Raw genomic sequence first — 16,976 nt, forward strand, 5'->3', positions numbered from 1 at the left:
TCCGTTGCCGCCTCTGACCATGTCAGCGCCGTGTTCGTCGTTCTGGGCGTGGTCGTGAAAAACATCGTCGCCATTGCCGAGATAGACCTTGTCCTGTCCCCATCCGCCCCAGATCTGGTCGTTTCCATCGCCGCCATAGAGGGTGTCATAGTGCAAGCCGCCGTAGATGTGATCATCTCCGACGCCGCCATAGATCAGGTCTTCACCGTAATCGCCGTGGAGTTCGTCCGCGCCGCCCCATCCGTAGATGATGTCATTTCCGTTGCCGCCTCTGACCAGATCGATGAAGTCGCCCCCGGTCAGAATGTCATCGTTTCCGGTTCCGTTGATCCGCGGGTCCGGGAGCAGCATTCGATCAGGAGTTGTCAACCCGTCTGGCCAGATATCCTGCACGGAAAGCGGTTTGCCGTTCTGGCTGCGGATATCGACCAGAGTATCGCGGAACCGAAGGATCAGACCGGTATCGCTCGGTGTCAGGATGAGCTGATCCAGACTGCGCAGCATTGGAAACCGGGTCAGGTCCAGCTGGTCGATGCCGGGCTGGAAATCGGTGATAACAAGCGTGTTCTCGGTTGGGTGCAGAACAAAGATGTCAGCACCGGCGTCCCCCGTCAGAATGCCGCCGCTGGCATCTGAGACGAGAATGTCGTTCCCCGCCTGCCCCCGCAATGTGGTCTGTCCGGCGCTGCCCAAAAGCAGATCACTACCCTCTGTCCCCGAGAGCGGGACATCCTGCCCGGTGTCACTGGCCTTGATCACCGTGCCGAGCGCGCCCAGTGGCAGCGTGAACTGTGACAGCCCGCCTTCGGTTCCGGAACTGACAAAGACCTGAAGTGAGTCGCCCATCCGGACGGCGGTGATCCCGGTGACATTCTCCAGTCCCAGCCCGGTGTCATGGACCAGAGTCTGCATGTGCACCAGATGTCCGCCTGGGAGCAGGTAAAACAGGCTGATCCCGTCATCCGCCCCGCCTGCCAGGACAAAGACATGACCGTCGGCCTCGATCACCTCGAGCGCGGTAACCCCGCCAAAGCGCGTGGCGCGGGTGTCCAGAATGTGGTCAGTCGGGATCAAGGTGCCATTGGCCGCCAGTTGCATCACGCTGAGTGAATCGCTGCCCGCTGCGGCCAAGACCACCCAGGTTGCGCCATGGGCGGTCACGGTTTCAAGCGCCGTCGGCAGAGCAAGCCCAAGCCCGTCTTCCGCTCCGCAGCTGTCCACTTCGGTCAACCGGCCGGTGTCGGCATCGACGCGGTAACTGCGCACACCGGACCCGCTGTTGTCGGCGGTCAGCAGGTACCGGACGCCCCCGGCTTCGGTCTGGGTCAGCAGGACCGGATCATTTGTGTCCAGCGTGTCCATCGGAGTCGCAAAGCCGATGTCCCTGTCCAGCGCGCCGTTTCCCGAAGACAGCCAGCCCGCAAGCGCCCCGGTGTCGGTATCGACGGTATAAAGCGCCGTACGCCCGCCTGTCAGGGTGACGGTTGTCAGCGCGTCATGGGTCTGTGTCGTGGAGCCGGGCAGATCGATCTTGCCTGCCTTGGAGAGCGCTCCATCTTCCGCGATGCGATAGCGGATCAGCTTGCCTGCGCCGGTGCCGGACAGGATCAGCTGGGTCTGCCCGTCGATTTCGACCGCATCGAATGATCCGATCCCCATGCCCCAGACCGAGAAATAAGCGCTGTCTGCGAGACGCGCCAACGTTCCGGTGTCCGACACGCTCCAGACGCTTACGCCGCCGCTCTGCCCGGTCGTGGCAAAGAGGAGGCTGCCAGCCTCGGTCGTGACGATATCGATATCGCGCAAATCGCCATCCAGAGGCGCATCGCCGGTCGCGATCCGGCCCACCAGTTGCAGTGTCATCTGTTCTCACCACCTCATAACCCGCGACAAGGATGGCCGCCTGGACTGCCAAAAGACGGGACGCAATTGCGGCCAAACAGCGGAAACTAGCTAGAATGCGTTGGAACCGGGGCGGCGCGACTTTGGGGTGAATAGGGAATGAATCGCCCGCGCGCCGGATTAGGGCAGGCTTGAGGGCGGCTGCGGCAGGGTGCGCGAGTTCCGTTCCAGCACAGGAGACCCGGATGCCGGATACCTCACCGATCCTCGCCCTGCCCTTTCTGATGCCAAGCCAGGCACAGAAACACGTGACCCATAACGAGGCGCTGCGGCGGCTGGATATTGTCGTGCAATTGAGCGTCATGGAATTTGATGCGACGACCCCGCCCCCCGCCCCCGATGAGGGCGAGGTGCATGCCCTGGGTGCAAACCCGGTGGCGGCCTGGGCCGGGCAGGCACATGCCCTGGCGGCGTGGCTGGATGGAACCTGGCATTTCGTGGCGCCACAGGAGGGTTGGCGCGCCTGGGGCCGTGCGGAGGCGCAGTTGCGTATATGGGATGGCGGGGTTTGGGTCTTGCCGCAGGCCGAGACGGAAAATCTCGCGGGATTGGGGATCGGGACCTCATCGGATGCCGCCAACCGGTTGGCCGTTGCGTCCGATGCCGCGCTGCTGACCCATGCCGGTTCCGATCACCGGCTGAAGATCAACAAGGCGGACACGGGCGATACCGCCTCGGTTCTGTTTCAGTCGAACTGGACGGGACACGCCGAGATAGGTCTGGCCGGGGTGACGGATTTTGCGATCAAGGTGTCCGGGGATGGGACCGACTGGACCGAAGCGCTGCGATTTGACGGTGCCACGGGCAAGGCAGAGGGGGCGGCGATACAGGCATCTCCTGAGGATACGGCTGTTGGAGCCCTGATGACAGTGGGGGCTTTCGGACTGGGCGATACGCTGATCCCGACGACGGATTTTGACTCTCTGTCTGCGAGCGGTTTCTATTTCAATCAGGGCAATGGGGCTGACGGGGCCCCGGACGGCGCTGGCGGTTGGCATGTGATCCACCTGCAACATGCCAGCACGGCCCGTAGCCAGATCGCGTTTCGCCCCGGCAAGGTCCGGTTTCGCCGCTATGTCGGAGGTGGTTGGGATACCTGGTCCACTGTCTTCTCCCAGTCCGAGCTTCTGGGGCCGGTGAGCCAGTCCGGCGGCATGCCGACCGGGGCGGTGATCGAGCGCGGCAGCAACGGGGATGGCGATTACGTCCGCTGGGCGGATGGCACCCAGATTTGCACCAACGCCAACGCCCCGATCACCACGGCACCCGCAGATTTCACCGGGACGATCACCCGGATCGATGGTGACAAGCTGTGGATCGGCAGGTGGTTCTGATGTCGAAGCGTAACAGGGGGCGTTGCCCCCGCCGCCCTGCGGGCGATTCCCCCGGAGTATTTTTCCAAAGCTGAAGACTGAACAGGTCTGCACGTTCAGCTTTGTTCAAATACTCCGGGGAGTTTGAGGGGCAGCGACCCTCATGATCCGCGCTGCGCGGCGCAGGTGAACGTTTTAGTCGCGGGAATAGACGTCTTCGTAACGGATGATGTCGTCTTCGCCGAGGTAGGTCCCGGTCTGCACCTCGATCAGCACCATTGGTACTTTGCCGGGGTTTTCCATTCGGTGCACCGCGCCCAGCGGGATGTAGACGGACTGGTTTTCGGTTACCAGTTTGACGTCGTCATCCACGGTTACCTTGGCGGTTCCTTCCACCACGATCCAGTGTTCCGAGCGATGGTGGTGCGATTGCAGGGACAGTGCGGCGCCGGGATGCACCACGATGCGTTTGACCTGAAACCGCTCGCCGATCACCAGGCTTTCGAACCAGCCCCAGGGACGGTGATCCTTGGGAAAGCTTTCGGCCTGCTTGGCTTGTTTTGCCTTGAGGGCTGCGACCGCCTGTTTCACATCCTGCGCGCGGGAGGCATCGGCCACCAGGACCGCGTCGGGCATGGCCACCGTGATGATGTTTTTCAGCCCGATTCCGACGACTTCCAACGCGTCGTCTTCGCTGCGCAGCAGGGTGTCGTCACAATCCAGCGCCGTGGCAGGCCCCGACAGGGCCACCCCGCGCGCATCCGGCCCGGTTTCGCGCCAGACCGCGTCCCAGCCGCCCAGATCCGACCAGCCGGCGGCAAAAGGCACCACCGACAGATTGTCGGCATATTCCATCACCGCGTAGTCGATCGAGATGTCATCTGCTTTGGCCCAGGGTTCGGGGGCGAGACGCAAAAAGCCCAGATCAGGTTTGCCTTGCTCGACAGCAGCTTGCACCGGAGCCACCAGATCGGGCGCATGTGTACGGAATGCCTTGAGGATGGCCGCGACCGAAAACAGGAAAATCCCGGCGTTCCACAGGTAGTTGCCCGCCGTTAGCATTTCTTGTGCCCGCGCGGCATCGGGTTTTTCGACAAAGCGGGACAATGCCAGTGGCCGGGCGGTGAAATCCCCCGGATCCTCGCTCAGTTCGAGATAGCCATAGCCGGCTTCCGCATGGGTCGGCTTGATCCCGAAGGTGACCAGTTGCCCGGCCTCGGCAGCACTCGTCCCGGCCTGTACGGCGGCGCGAAAGGCGGCGGCGTCGGGTACGACGTGATCGCTCGGCGCCACCAGCATCAGCGCGTCAGGATCGGTTTTCTCCAGCCACATGGCTGCGGCCAGAACCGCAGGCGCGGTGTTGCGCCCTTCGGGTTCGATCAGGATTGCCGCCGGGTCGATCCCCGCCTCGGCCAATTGTTCGGTCACGATGAACCGGAAATCGGCATTGGTCAGCACCATGGGGGCCGCAAAATCCGGCCCCGACAGGCGGGTCGCACTGGCCTGAAACAGGGTGTTGTCGCCGATCAGCGCGGCAAATTGTTTCGGATAGCTTTTGCGTGAAAGCGGCCACAACCGGGTGCCGGAGCCCCCACAGAGTAGAACGGGTGTGATCATTGGGACTTGTACTCCTGAACTCTCTCGGCGTGTCCTGTGCATATCTCCCGAATATGACGTTCGGTTCAAGCACGTATTTCAGGCAGACTTGCTGCTTGCGCTCTGTTGGCCTTTTCCGCAGGCACTCTTATAAGAAGCGCTCATACTACAGGCCCGGAGAATCCCCATGTCCCGACTTCTTCATACAGTGAACCCCTGTTTCCCGCGCTCGGGGCACCGGTTTCTGCGCAGCATTTGCCAAGCCTATTTCGGCAAGGACATGAAGTTCAAATCCGTGCACATGGTCAAGGATCGCGCCATCGAGGACGCCAACTATGTCAAGGATCACGATTTCGGCCTGTGGAACGACAAGCCCGACCGCGCGGTGACGCCAGAGGCGCAATACCTGATACAATACCGGCACCCGCTGGAAAGCGTGCAATCCTATTTCGAATTCCGGGTGCATCACGGGCGCAACAAGGACACCGCCGAAAGCTGGGCCGAATTTCTGCCCTGGGGTATGGACTACTGGAAAGCCTTCGTGGGCAAGTGGTGTCTGGATGCTGAGCGGATGCAGGGCGTCCGCTGTCATGTCGTGCGCTATGGCAATCTCTATGCCGATACGATGGGCAGCGTTGAATCAGCCATCACCTTTCTGACCGGCGGACAGGAAGAGATCGACCGCGACCGGCTGGAAAAAGCGGTGGGCCAGTTTACCGGCGGCTTTGCGCGCTATGCGCAGGAACAATCCGAGGGCGAACGCACGGTCAAACGGGCGCGTGATATCCGCGATTTCCGGTATTTTGATGAATCCCTGTACGAGATCGAAGACAGTCTTGCCGCAGATTATCTCGTACCGCTGGGTCTGACCCGATTGAGAGAGGCGGCCTGAGCCTGCGCAGCAGAGTCACTGCTGAAGCCCGATGGGGTTTTCGTTAAAGGAAAAGCATCAGGTCAGGCGGCCCATAAGACGATCTGTCACCTCGGACACGTTGCGCGCATTCTGGTGCGGGTTGGTGAACAGCGTGTCGATCCAGTCCGCGCTCCATCCGGACAACGTCTTGAAACGCTTCTGGTAGCTCGCACTGGTTGGCATGACTGCCCCTGCACTCTGTTCTGTCCATGCACTGTCGTTGAAATCTGTGTTTTCCTGACGCAGTTGCGCCAAGGCGGCGAGGCCTGCGTCATGTTCGAGTTTCAGCGCGTTGCTGCAACGAATCGCCTCGATGTCCAGCGCGTCCAGTTTCTTGACATTCGCCTTCGGGGTTGGCTGTAGCTTATCGAACAGATCGCGCAGGCCGAGGCTGTCAAACACGGCAGCACAGCTGTCGGAAATCTGATCATAAGGCAGGCACCGCAGCCCGTTGCCGAACAGCCCCCGATAAGTTTGCAGCAGGAACAGGTAATCGAACAAACCCACTGGGCGTCTGACATAGTCCCGGTAAGGGGCGGCGTTTTTCTGGTTGACGGTGAATTCGCGGTAATGACTGACGTGGTAATCGGCCAGATTGCGGAACAGGACGATCCCTTGGATGTCATCGAAGCCGGCCTCTTCGAGCGCACAGGTAAACCGGGTCAGTTGCGATTGATGCATCGGTGCGGACCAGGGTTCGGCCGAGAAAATCACGGTCTCGCAGCCGGATTCAGTGATTTCTTTGGCCAGAGCGTCTGGAAATATCTTTTGTTTTCCGCTCATGAAGCCGAAAATCAGCGGCGAATGACGGATACCAAGCTTTGGCTCGATTTTCAGACCGGATGTCGGATACAAAACGCCGTTTTCACGCAACAAATCCCTGTTTGCATGCAGCATGTTTTGAAGGCTGGAGGTGCCGGTCTTGTAGGTCCCCAGATGAAGAACTGCGCGCATAGCCGCCCCTGTCCGGGCCAGCGCATCCGATCGGCACGGCCTGCCGGATGCGAGCGACCCGTTGTTATGTGATTTGGTCGGCGGTGCTTAGACGCAACTGCCCTGTCTCGTCAACGGTGCCGTCAACCGGCAGCACGTCCGCGAATTAGGGTGCTCGAGATTTCCGGCGTGCGCGGCATGTAAACTACGTCGCAATGCTCTTTCAGGAAATCGAACTCGCCGGTCCAGTCATCTCCAATGGTGAAGACATCGATATCATGGGCCTGGACGTCGGTGCTTTTCTGATCCCAGGTGTTTTCCTCGATGATCAGATCGACATATTTCAACGCTTCCAGATCCGTTTTGCGATCTTCAAAGGAGAATTTTGCCTTCTTGCCCTTCTCCGCGTTGAACGCATCGCTGGACAGGGCAACGATGAGATAGTCACCAAGCGCGCGCGCGCGTTTCAACAGACGGATATGGCCATAGTGCAGAGTGTCAAAGGTGCCGTAGGTAATTACGCGTCGCATCACATTTCGCCTCATCCAATTCGTTGCCTTGGCTGCAACAAATTCGTTACATTATCGTTACGATCCGGTTACGTTATCATTACATTTCTCGGCGGTCCACAACTCAGCAATGGATGCAGTAAATGGCGCGTCTGGCGCCTGTATTTCGCTGCTTTTTGCGGCAGCCGGGATTTATCAGTATAGGCAGGGGCGGCCCTTTGGCGGTCTTTCTGCAAAAGCGGCAGGGAAAACGATTGAAGAAACCTCAGGAAAACCGCCCGGTCAAACGGGCACTGGATGTCGGCGAAAACGGTGTCGCCTTGCATTTTCTCGGCCTCGCCTCGATGCGGGCGCAAAAGAACAAGGTTTGCGTTCTGTCGCCGGGCAGTTTCAGCGACAACAGCAAGTACATCTATTCCTATCTACATGCTAACCTGCAGCAGATTGATCCCGATCTGGAACTGTTCTGGCTCTGCCATTCCGCAGAAGAAAACGAACAACTTCGCGCGGCTGGGGTGAATTCATTTCAGTTCGGCAGGCGCAGCGCCTTGCTGAAAATGCTGATTGAGACAAAATACGTGTTTGCCTGCACCCATCATTTGGCAAACCCCACCTACTGTTATTTGCAGATCGCCCTTTCCGGCGCGACCAAGATCCAGCTGTGGCACGGGGTTCCCGCGAAAAGCATTGCCTACCAGCTCGCAGAAGGTCAGCCCCCGGGCGGGTTTGCGTTTTACAGCTATGACTGCCTGTCGGCAGATTATGTGACATCAGAGTCCGATTTCGTCAGCCCGCGGTATCAGGAGGGGTTTCCGAACGCCGAAGTCATCGTGACCGGCAGCCCGCGCACCGACATTCTGTTCGACGGCGGCGAGGAGATCGAGTTTGCCGAGATCAACACCAACCAGAACATCATCGGGCGGATGCGCAGGGCACGTGCGCAGGGCGCAAAGACAGTGCTGTATTGCCCGACCTTCCGGGCCAAGCGACAGGACAGAACCGTCTTCTTGAACGAAGCACGCGCCTTTATCGAAAGCTGTGCCGGGATGCGGGACTGCCTATTGGTGATAAAGAACCACAAGGTTTCGGAAGACACACCCGAGCTTCGGGCGATGGTCGATGCGCTTGATACGGATCGGGTGTTGTTTGTCGATCCAAGGGACGACATTTATCCCTATCTCAGAGAAACTGGAATCCTGGTGACGGATTATTCGTCCACCTACTACGACTTTCTGCTCACGGGGGGGCGCGTCCTGTTCTTTCAGCCAGATCGTGAAGCCTATCTGGAAACGCGCGAAATCTATGACGAACGCGACGTGTCTGGCTATGAGGTCGGGGAATATGCCACCAGAGGCAAGGATTGCGCCGCACTCCTGAACACACGCGAAGACCAGAGATACGTCGATGACAGAGCAAAGCTGAAGCAGCGGATTTTCAAATACGACACGTTATCCGCCAGCAAGCGGGTCGTGGACAGGGTGCTTTCCAAATAGTGGTTCCGTTCCAGCATCGTTTGCTGGAACGGGGTCTCTCAACGCGTTTCGATCGTGGCGCGCTGCCTTTGCCTACCCTTGGTCCGGGGTCACTTTGCGCGCAAATCGTCTGTGTTCTGGGACAGGAACCAGTCATAGGTGCCTGCAATCCCCTGCTCCAGCGCAATCGAGGCGGTCCAGCCGAGGCGCTCCAGGCGGCTGACATCCATCAGCTTGCGCGGGGTGCCGTCGGGTTTTGATGTGTCAAAGACCAGTTGCCCGGTAAAGCCGGTGACGCGGGCCACGGTTTCGGCCAGCTCCCGGATGGTGACATCGGTGCCCGAGCCGACATTGATATGGCTCAGCATCGGTTGGGTTTCGCGCTGGTAGATATCATCCTCCAGACCCATCACAAAGAGACTGGCGGCGGCCATGTCATCCACATGCAGGAATTCGCGCATCGGTTTGCCCGATCCCCAGATCACCACCTCTTTGGCGCCTTCCTGTACCGCCTTGTGAAAGCGCAGGATCAGGGCCGGCAAAACATGCGAGTTTTCCGGATGGAAATTGTCGCCGGGGCCATAGAGGTTGGTCGGCATCACACTGCGGTAATCGGTGCCATATTGCCGGTTGTAGCTTTCACACAGCTTGATCCCGGCGATCTTGGCAATCGCATAGGGTTCGTTGGTGGGCTCCAGCGTGCCGGTCAACAGCGCGTCCTCGGCCATCGGCTGCTCCGCCAGCTTGGGATAGATGCAGGAGCTGCCCAGTTGCAGCAGCTTGGTCACCCCGGCGGCATAGGCCTGATGGATCACGTTGCATTCGATCATCAGATTTTCATAGATGAACTGCGCCGGATAGCTGTTGTTGGCGATAATCCCGCCCACCTTGGCGGCGGCGAGGATGACGCGGTCGGGGCGCTCGGCCTGCATGAATGCAGCCACCTGCGCCTGATCGGTCAGGTCCAGGTCGGCGCTGGTGCGGGTGATCAGCTCGATCGGTTCGCCCGCTGCCCGGCGTGTTTCAAGCTGGCGGCAGATGGCGCCGCCGACCATTCCGCGATGTCCTGCAACATATATCTTCATGGGGCGTTTTCCTTCCGGGATATGGCGGCTGCCTACACCGGATCAGCCCTGCCTTGCAACGCCTTGGATTGGTCTGTTCGGCCCTCTGCAAAAACGCCTTGGCGGCGGGGTGAGGCTCCAGTAGAAGGCGATCATGAGCACCGCACCCACCCCCGCATTCGAGACCGAAAACGCCCGGCTGGCCGCATTGGCCGACCATGACGCGGTCGATCTTGCCACTCCGCATCAGGATCTGGGCCCGCATGTCTGGCTGTCCAGCCAGCCCGACTCTGGCGCGCGGCTGGGATTTGCCCCGACTGAGGGCGGATTTCTGCTGCGGATGGAAACCGCCGGACAATCGCCCTGGGTGTCCCTGTCCTATTCGCTGGATTTTGCCACCGTGCAAAGCGGGCGCTATGTCGGGCTGATCCTGCAGGTGGTGTCGGACGGTCTGTTTGCCTTTCGCCCCTGCCTGCGACTGCTCAAGGACGAAGGCTATCAGGATGTGTTCGCCGATCAGCACATGGCGTCCTCGGGCGGGGCACATCTGTTGCAGGGTCATATCGCGATCCCGCAGGATCAGATTGCAGACAGCCGGGGGGCCGAGCTTCACCTGTTCTTTTCCGGCGATGCGTTCGAGGCCCGGATCGAGCGGATGGAAACGGTTCTGATGCGCTGAAACCGGGGGAAACCGGGCCGACGGCCCGCGTTTCTATGTCCGGTTCTTCTTTCTGGTCCCACGCTTGTGATTCCGACGCCAGAGAGCGGCGGCAAATGCCGCCATTTCGTCGAGATCGCCGGGGGCCAGCGCGTCTTCGGAAGCCATGTTCCGGGTCTTGGGCGTGAACAGATATTCCCGTTCGGGAAAGAACGTCTCGCGCACCCAGTCATTTGAATCGGCAAAGGCGGCGTCATAGGCCGCCACCGCCTCGGCACTGGGCAGGAATGGCGCCCCACCATTGAAATGCGCCTCGAAAACCGTCTTGATGTTGCCGCGCTGCGGGTTGGTCGTGCCATCCGGCAGGATCACCGGGATGTCCTTGTTCAGACGGCGCAGCACTTCCAGACCCAGCCGGTCCAGCGATTCATTGGCGCGCTTGGGACGTTTGTAGTCAAGCGCTGGCAACTCGGCCGCAGATATAAAATCGGCCAGCAGATCGCCTTGCACGAAATCGTCTTTCTGAAACAGCCGCAGCCGCAGTTCGGCGGGGGCCAGATTGGCCTGCCAGCGTTGAATCGTGGCCTTGTGGTTGACGATATTGGCCCAGAGATCCGGCGGCGACAGCGGCAGTTCCGCCAGCCTGGAGCCGGATTTCACCGCGGTCGAATAGAGCGAGACGATCGTGTCCAGAGGATCGCGGATATACAGGATGACCCGGATATCGGAAAACCGGTCCTGCAGGTAATCGGACAGGGCGCGGATCGCCTCGGGCTCGTGCAGGCGGCTTTGCAGATGCTCCGAGGACATCACCACATGTGAACAGGTCTGCGCTTTGATCTCGGCGCTCAGAGCCGCCTGCCACTGGCGTTTGGCGGCGATGCGTTCCACCCGGTCCTGCAGCTTCAGGCGGCGAAAGAAATCGTCCACGGTGTCGTCGTTCAGAAACATGGCGGCCAGCCGCCGTTGGTTGCTTGCGCCCGCAGATTGCGGAACATGAACCCCGTTTTCCTGCAACAACGCGCGATTGTGCTTCAAAAACTGCTGAATCGTGGTGGTTCCGGACTTTGGCGTGCCGATATGAAGCGACAGTTTCACTCTGCGGCAACCCCGGCATCGACAGGCCGCGTCAGCAGATAGTGCAGCAACGCTTCGCGCGCGGGCACGGACAGGCGCGGCAGGGCCTGCGCCAGATCCTGCAGAAAGCCGGTGGCGAATTTTTCGCCGGGGGTGATGCGCCCGGCGTCGGGGCGATCATAGGTGATGCCAAACTGGGCCTGCAGAAAATGCATGTCATCCGCGACCACGTCCCAGGTGCGAATCTGGTCGGCCAGCGACAACAGACCGCCCTTGCTGCCACGCAGGGCAAACAGCGCTTCGCGATCTTCCGGTGTCAGCTCGATCCGCATTTTACAATCCTGCAACCGGCCATGCCCGGCCCCGCTTTCAGGCAGGTACAGCGAGGACAGGAATTCGGTGACCTCGTCGGAAATACCTTCGTTGGTCAGGCGATGCTCGATGCCTTCGGGCGGGATGCCGACGGTGCGCAGGAAATCCCCGATCAGCCCGCCGGGTTCACCACAGGCCGTTTCAAAGCAACGAAAGCTCACCGCGTCACTGCCAAATGCCGCCGCCCATGCATCATGGATGCGCCGGTAGCGTCCCGAGGCGTTGCGGATATGCAGTTCGCGGCTGTCATCAAGCCGCATGCCGTTGCCCTTGACGTTCTCCTGCATGGCGCTCGAGACAAAGGCCGCCGGGTTGCGGGTATAAAGCAGGACCCGGTAGTTGGTCTGGACGCCAACCGACTCGGCCAGCGCATCCAGCCGGCTGCGGGTCTGTTCCACTTCGGGGGCCTGCAGGGTGCTGGCATCCTCGGCCGAGAGCAGGATGGTCGAACCGCGAAACCGGGTCAGCGCCCGGCCCAGCCGATCCATCTGTTCTGCGGAACGTTCGGCAATCGCCGTCGCGTCCAGCCCCTGACGCCGGTTGGCGTGATAATGTTCGGCCCGGCTGGAAAAGGCGTTGATGAAGAATTGCGAATGATTGGCCGGCAAGAACCCCGGATAGAGCATACCGCGTTCGCGCAGCACCGCCTGATTGTGTTTCAGCGTTGCCTGAATGCTGCTGGTGCCGGTCTTGTGCAGACCGATATGCAGCACGATGGTCTTACCCGGTCCCTGTGTCGCTGACATCTCATGCCTTTTCGCTGTATGGCCGCGTCTGTCCGTAAGGGTTTACTGCTGGAGCGCGGCCTTTGCTATCATGCCTCTTTAGGCAGCATTTTTGTGCGATACAATCAAACCCGCCCGGCAAATAGGTGAGAATCCGCAGAATCTCCGATGCGGGCCTTTCTTTCGAGCCAAGCAGATCGTAAACGCAGGCTGTCGTCCTTCGGAGAGGGCGGGATGTGTTCGAAAGGTGTTTGGCAATGGCGCGCTCAGAGGCTGTTGTGACTGCGGTCACTTCGCTGAACCCTTTTTCCCGCATCGAGGCGCAATTGCGTTGTTTTCAGGCCTGGAAAGCCCTTGGCGTCCAGATCCTTACCGTCAATGTCGACGACGAGGCGGACCGGCTGATCAATCTCGGATTGACCGATGCAGACATCCTGCGGCTGCCTGTCGAAGACACCGGGCAGGCCATTCACGGCAAGCCGGTGCCGCAGATTATCGCCACCCTGCGCCGCCTGCAGGACCGGCCCGGAACCGGGCCAGTGGCGGTGGTGAACTCCGATCTTTTCCCGGCCATGCGCAGCCCTGCCGGACTTGGCCATTGGCTGGACCATTTTCCCGCCATGGCGCTGACCCGCGAAGAATGCGGCGCCGCCGAGACCGTGCGCTTCGGAGATCGTTCGCCCTATCGCGGAGGGCTGGATGCGTTCGTGTTTTCCCGCACATCACTGGCGCAGGTGCTGGAGCGGGCCGACGCGTGCACCAGCGCCGGTCGCATGTGTTTCGGCATCATCGGCTGGGATTACGTGATGGGGGCGCTGATCCTGTCGATCAACGGCGGTTTTGCCGATAGCGGGCTGTTGCTGCATGAACGCCACCCGACCACCTACAGCAGCATGGATGAATTCGCCCATTACCTGCCCGACATGCGCCGACTGGCCGGGGTCGAAAGCAAAAACCCGACCGAGGCCGCCGCGATCTTTCAGCGGGTGATCGAATGGGAATGCGACCGCGCCGCGCCCGAGACCGCCCGGGCGCAGATGATGTTCCTCAACCCGCCACGCCCCGCCGCCCTGCCTGACGCAGGGGCGATGGCCGTGGCGGATCGGTTACTGCGGCTGTGTCCGGTGCAGGGCTGGGTCACACGGCGCGGGGCAATCGCGCATCTGGCTGCCGAGGCCCGGGCTGCGGGCGCCTGCGATCTGGCGCGGGCGCGGGAATTGTTCGAGGTCAACCCGGACCCGCATCACCGCTTCTGCCAGCGCCTTCTGGCGATCCTTTTCTGTCTGGAGTGCCGGGGCCTATTTGCGCCCGGCCCCGTGCCGGCACGCACCCAATATCCCGAAGGCAACCTGCACGGTGCGGCGATCCGGCACCTGCGCGAGTTGCACGAGGGCGATCCCCGGGTGCTGCGTCTCGAAATCGCCTCGGTCTTCGGCGGCGAACTGGTCGAGCACGGCATTTTCAATCCGCGCATATTCAACTATCTGGCGCAGGGCTGCGAATGCGATGATGAGCGTTTGCTGTTGCGCGAAATCCTGTCTCACGTCCAAGGGGTCCGTCATGCTGCCTGAACCGATCCGAGCCGATTCCGTCCTGCCATGGGAGGATGGGCTGGTCATCGACCGCGCCGAGGACGACCTGCCCGGGGTCTCGATCGTGATCCCGATCTACAATTCTGCCGCCTTTCTGGAAAAAACCCTGCGCAGCCTGATGTGCCAGGATCTGAATGGGGTCGAACTGATCCTGATGGATGGCGGCAGCACCGATGCAACGCCGCAGATCGTCGAGCATTACCGCGATATTTTTGCCGTGGTGGTGATGGAAAAGGACAAGGGCCAGTCGGACGCGATCAACAAGGGCTATGAGCGCGCCTCCCAGCCGATCCTCTACTGGCTCAACGGCGATGACATCATCCTGCCGAACACGCTGGTGGCGGTGCGTCGCGCGTTCCATGCCAATCCCGGAACCGAAGTGGTGGTGGGCGATGCCTATCTGACGGAAAAGGATTTCAGCCCGATCCACCATTTCCGGTTTTCACCGGAAAAACTCGCCTTCTCCTACCTGCTGGACTATGCCGCCCATCACCTGATCCAGCCCAGTGTGTTCTTTTCGCGCACCGCATGGAATGCGGTTGGGCCGGTGAAACTCGACCATCACTATGCGATGGATGCGGACCTGTTCCTGGGTATGGCTGCGAAATACACCTTTCTGCATCTGCCGCGTGATATCGCCTATTCGGTCTATCACGAAGACTGCAAGACCCGTGACAAACGCTCGGAATCGATCACCGAACTGGCGCTGGTGCAGGCCCGCCACGGTGGCATAGCCGAAGCCCGCAGAACGCTGGATATCCTGGTCGGCCTGTTCAACGAGGCCGAGGCAGCCAGCGCCCCTGCCCCCGCACCGCAACCGGTGGCCCCGCCCCGCGCCAGCGACAACGTGCTGGAGGTGCAGCTTGCGGCCTTGCAGGGCACGGTCGAGAAAAACCAGGCGCTGTTGCTGGATCTGGATCTTGAGGCGGTGTGATGCGGGACATGGTTTCCTCTGCCGGCGGATCGACCCGGATCGCGGTCCTGTCCAGCGCCGGCGCGGGTGGTGGCGGCATTGCCGCCCACCGGCTGGCCCGGGCGCTGGATGCGCAGGATGGGCTGAGCGCCGAATTCCTGACGGCCGAGGAACTGGGTGGCTTTCTGCCCGAAGCAGTGGTGCCCTCGGGCAGCAAGAGCAACCGACAGCTTACTGATACGCATTTCACCGTGGAATACCCCGGCTACCGTCGCGACTGGCTGATCGATCTTCTGTCGGGCTATGACATCGTGAATGTGCACTGGGCCTCGTACCTGCTGGGGCTGGCAGAGCTTGAAACCCTCACGGCACGCGGCACGCGGATGCTGTTCATGCTGCACGACTATCACTATTTCACCGGCGGCTGCCATTATCCGGCGGGCTGTACCGGCATGACACGGGGCTGTCTGGGCTGTCCGCAGGTGGATTCGAGCCTGTGTGACTCGCGGTTCATCCCGGTGAACCTGCGCGTCAAACGCGCCATCTTTGCCCATGACAACGTGCATCTGGCCGCGCCCAGCGGATTCCTGCGCGATCAGGCCGTGGCCAGCGGCATTGTCCCGGGCGATCGGGCGCACGTGTTGCGCAACGCCTATGCACCGCTGGAGACCGGGGCCGGACGCCCGGATGACGACATCATCCGCATCCTGCTGATTGCCGATTCCCTCGCCGAGCGGCGCAAGGGCATGCCGCTGGCGCTGGACAGTCTTGCCGCCCTGCACGACCGGCTGCCCGCAGGACGCAGGGTGCAGATCGATGTGGTTGGCCAGGCCGATCCGATGCTGGTTGACCGGCTGACCGGCAGCGGTCTGACCCACGTCCTGCACGGGCGCATCAGCGATCATGCCCGGCTGGTCGGCATCTTCGCCGCCAGCAACATCGTGCTCAGCTGTTCTTACGAAGACAACTGGCCCAACATTCTGGTTGAGGCCGGCGCCTATGGCTGTGTCCCGGTGGTCGGCCCCGGCCATGGCTGCGCGGAATTTTCCGAGACCTATGGCATTGGTGGCATCGCTCGCAACTATACTGCGGATGCTTTCGCCGATGCGCTGATGACCACGATTTCCGAGCTCTCCGCAATTCCCGAGGCCATTGCCCGGATCCGCAACGATCACCGCGCCGACCAGGTCGCCGCTCAATTCCTGCGGATCGCAGCGGCAATCCCGCGCGCGCAGACAGAACAACAAGAAAGTCACGCCTGATGCTAAGCCCTGACGAAATCCGTGCCAAGCTTCTGGAAAAGAATATGCACAATCTGGTCTGCCAGCCCAGAAGCAAGCTGGTAGTCGAAGGGTATCCGCGCAGCGCCAATACCTTTTCCGTCGATATGATTAACGTGATCTGCGATGCCACCGGGCACAAACGCCCGCCTATGGGCCATCACACCCATTCGGTGCTGAACCTGCGTCTGGGCGCGCTCCAGAACATCCCGATCGTCGTGCTGATCCGCGACCCGGCGGCCGCCATCCTGTCCTACAAGATTTTCTCGGGACGGCCGGTTTCGTTCTGTCTGGACCGCTACGTGACCTTCTATTCCCGGACCCTACAGCTGAACAAACCGTTCATTCTTGGCGAATTCGAAGAAACGATAAATGACTTCAACGCAGTCCTCACCCGGCTCAACGCCGTGCTGGACGACCCGCTGCCGCTCTCTGACGATCTCGCCCGCGACACTGCACGCGCGCAGGACCAGGCCCGAGCCCGGGCGGCACAACGCCATGGCGACAAGGCCACAGAACGGGTCGGGGTTCCGACCGAAGAGCGCGAAACCCTGAAACAGGAGCAGCGCGCCGAGGTCGAGGAAGCGCTGGCAAAGAATCCCGAACCGATGCGGCTCTATAACGAGGTTCTGGCGCGCGGGCGGTAAGGCCCGTCCG

At 61.0% G+C, this 16,976-nt stretch carries 15 protein-coding genes; 8 read left to right on the top strand and 7 right to left on the bottom strand.

Annotated elements, in window-relative coordinates:
• A partial coding sequence (locus ABJO75_RS13500) for a hypothetical protein (protein WP_348125823.1) occupies window positions 1–1,863 on the bottom strand: 1,863 nt, incomplete at its 3' end.
• A gap of 224 nt (window positions 1,864–2,087) precedes the next feature.
• On the opposite strand from ABJO75_RS13500, the gene ABJO75_RS13505 reads away from it, so the two are divergent.
• A complete protein-coding gene (locus ABJO75_RS13505; RefSeq protein ID WP_348125825.1) occupies window positions 2,088–3,236 on the top strand; it encodes a DUF2793 domain-containing protein in 1,149 nt (382 codons plus the stop codon).
• A gap of 174 nt (window positions 3,237–3,410) precedes the next feature.
• On the opposite strand, the gene ABJO75_RS13510 is transcribed toward ABJO75_RS13505, so the two are convergent.
• A complete protein-coding gene (locus ABJO75_RS13510) occupies window positions 3,411–4,832 on the bottom strand; it encodes a mannose-1-phosphate guanylyltransferase/mannose-6-phosphate isomerase (RefSeq protein ID WP_348125827.1) in 1,422 nt (473 codons plus the stop codon).
• 166 nt (window positions 4,833–4,998) lie between these two features.
• Here ABJO75_RS13510 and ABJO75_RS13515 point away from each other — a divergent pair, with 166 nt between their 5' ends.
• Complete coding sequence (locus tag ABJO75_RS13515; protein ID WP_348125829.1) at window positions 4,999–5,703, top strand: hypothetical protein; 705 nt, start codon at window positions 4,999–5,001, stop codon at window positions 5,701–5,703.
• 57 nt (window positions 5,704–5,760) lie between these two features.
• Here the strand turns inward: ABJO75_RS13515 and ABJO75_RS13520 are convergent, their stop codons facing one another.
• Together ABJO75_RS13520 and tagD are read right to left on the bottom strand one after the other, a co-directional pair.
• Window positions 5,761–6,678: a hypothetical protein gene (locus ABJO75_RS13520; protein WP_348125831.1), complete on the bottom strand. Its 918-nt coding sequence runs from the start codon at window positions 6,676–6,678 to the stop codon at window positions 5,761–5,763.
• A 122-nt stretch (window positions 6,679–6,800) separates the two neighbouring features.
• Complete coding sequence (gene tagD / locus ABJO75_RS13525; RefSeq protein ID WP_348125833.1) at window positions 6,801–7,187, bottom strand: glycerol-3-phosphate cytidylyltransferase; 387 nt, start codon at window positions 7,185–7,187, stop codon at window positions 6,801–6,803.
• 233 nt (window positions 7,188–7,420) lie between these two features.
• On the opposite strand from tagD, the gene ABJO75_RS13530 reads away from it, so the two are divergent.
• Complete coding sequence (locus ABJO75_RS13530; protein ID WP_348125835.1) at window positions 7,421–8,659, top strand: CDP-glycerol glycerophosphotransferase family protein; 1,239 nt, start codon at window positions 7,421–7,423, stop codon at window positions 8,657–8,659.
• Between the two features lie 89 nt (window positions 8,660–8,748).
• Here the strand turns inward: ABJO75_RS13530 and ABJO75_RS13535 are convergent, their stop codons facing one another.
• The gene (locus ABJO75_RS13535) at window positions 8,749–9,723 is read right to left on the bottom strand and encodes a GDP-L-fucose synthase (protein WP_348125837.1); all 975 of its coding nucleotides are present in this window, start codon (window positions 9,721–9,723) and stop codon (window positions 8,749–8,751) included.
• A gap of 133 nt (window positions 9,724–9,856) precedes the next feature.
• Between ABJO75_RS13535 and ABJO75_RS13540 the strand changes: the two genes are divergently transcribed.
• Window positions 9,857–10,381 carry a hypothetical protein gene (locus ABJO75_RS13540; protein WP_348125839.1) on the top strand — a complete coding sequence of 175 codons (525 nt, stop codon included), beginning with the start codon at window positions 9,857–9,859 and terminating at the stop codon, window positions 10,379–10,381.
• A gap of 33 nt (window positions 10,382–10,414) precedes the next feature.
• Here the strand turns inward: ABJO75_RS13540 and ABJO75_RS13545 are convergent, their stop codons facing one another.
• Together ABJO75_RS13545 and ABJO75_RS13550 are read right to left on the bottom strand one after the other, a co-directional pair.
• A complete protein-coding gene (locus ABJO75_RS13545) occupies window positions 10,415–11,458 on the bottom strand; it encodes a sulfotransferase (protein WP_348125841.1) in 1,044 nt (347 codons plus the stop codon).
• Window positions 11,455–12,555: a hypothetical protein gene (locus ABJO75_RS13550; RefSeq protein WP_348125843.1), complete on the bottom strand. Its 1,101-nt coding sequence runs from the start codon at window positions 12,553–12,555 to the stop codon at window positions 11,455–11,457. The genes ABJO75_RS13545 and ABJO75_RS13550 overlap by 4 nt, the downstream gene beginning before the upstream one ends.
• A gap of 236 nt (window positions 12,556–12,791) precedes the next feature.
• Here ABJO75_RS13550 and ABJO75_RS13555 point away from each other — a divergent pair, with 236 nt between their 5' ends.
• Genes ABJO75_RS13555 through ABJO75_RS13570 form a run of 4 tightly spaced genes read left to right on the top strand, consistent with a single transcriptional unit; the run spans window position 12,792 to window position 16,966 of the window.
• Complete coding sequence (locus ABJO75_RS13555) at window positions 12,792–14,105, top strand: hypothetical protein (RefSeq protein ID WP_348125845.1); 1,314 nt, start codon at window positions 12,792–12,794, stop codon at window positions 14,103–14,105.
• A complete protein-coding gene (locus tag ABJO75_RS13560) occupies window positions 14,095–15,060 on the top strand; it encodes a glycosyltransferase (RefSeq protein ID WP_348125848.1) in 966 nt (321 codons plus the stop codon). The genes ABJO75_RS13555 and ABJO75_RS13560 overlap by 11 nt, the downstream gene beginning before the upstream one ends.
• Window positions 15,060–16,301, top strand: a complete 1,242-nt coding sequence (locus ABJO75_RS13565) for a glycosyltransferase (protein ID WP_348125850.1) — start codon at window positions 15,060–15,062, stop codon at window positions 16,299–16,301. Before ABJO75_RS13560 ends, ABJO75_RS13565 begins: the two co-directional genes overlap by 1 nt.
• Window positions 16,301–16,966 carry a hypothetical protein gene (locus ABJO75_RS13570; RefSeq protein ID WP_348125853.1) on the top strand — a complete coding sequence of 222 codons (666 nt, stop codon included), beginning with the start codon at window positions 16,301–16,303 and terminating at the stop codon, window positions 16,964–16,966. Before ABJO75_RS13565 ends, ABJO75_RS13570 begins: the two co-directional genes overlap by 1 nt.
• The last annotated feature ends 10 nt before the right edge of the window (window positions 16,967–16,976 follow it).

Source organism: Sedimentitalea sp. (assembly GCF_039973035.1).
Taxonomy (GTDB): domain Bacteria; phylum Pseudomonadota; class Alphaproteobacteria; order Rhodobacterales; family Rhodobacteraceae; genus Sedimentitalea.